General features: G+C 45.9%; 1 protein-coding gene and 1 pseudogene. Both read left to right on the forward strand.

All coding sequences use genetic code 11. The features are described 5' to 3' along the window. Positions 1-49 precede the first annotated feature (49 nt). On the forward strand, positions 50-400 hold the full coding sequence (locus ACFIJR_RS09280) for a hypothetical protein (RefSeq protein ID WP_375652054.1): 351 nt from the start codon (positions 50-52) through the stop codon (positions 398-400). Positions 401-438: 38 nt separating this feature from the next. Next, positions 439-542 (forward strand): annotated as a pseudogene (locus tag ACFIJR_RS09285) (phage tail protein); the annotation flags it as partial.

Here is a 542-nt window from a genome sequence, read left to right on the forward strand (position 1 = left end):
ATTTGGCGATACGTTTGAAACTTATCGTAAAGCAGCAAGGAGTTAAAGCATGACTTTACGCATTGTACGCGGTTTTATCCTGATTGTTGATGGTTTTATGGGCACCATCTCACAATTGACAGATTTTTGTAAATCTTTGCCTCATCGCATGAAGGGGTGGATTGGTTCCATTGATGTAAGAGAGTTTTTGCCAAGTTTTTTGGGGGGTAAAACAGCCATTCAGCCCATACCACAATTTGCGGGGGCTTCTCCTGTAAATTCATTTGCGAGAGAGCAAAGAGACAAAGACCGTTCCCCCATCACGCACAATCAAAATGTCACAGTGCATGTCAATGGTGCCCGTGATCCTGTGGCCCACTGGTCGTGCGGTTGCCCACGCCATTCAACGGGTACGCGCTAATGCGCTGCATGGCGGGACAGAATAAGGGGAGGGAGCCTATGAGAGATCCTTTGATGATGTTAGGACCGCATCAATTTTATGTGGATTGGCTGAATTTCCAATCTTTTGAAGAAGAGTTTTCTGCCTCATGGGTTTGTATGGA

Origin of the sequence: Bartonella sp. OD88NMGDW, from assembly GCF_042193775.1 — a bacterium.
Lineage (GTDB): Bacteria > Pseudomonadota > Alphaproteobacteria > Rhizobiales > Rhizobiaceae > Bartonella > Bartonella grahamii.

Excerpts from the sequence above, each read along its gene's own strand:
- ACFIJR_RS09280 (WP_375652054.1), top strand. The coding sequence starts at position 50 with ATGACTTTACGCATTGTACGCGGTTTTATCCTGATTGTTGATGGTTTT.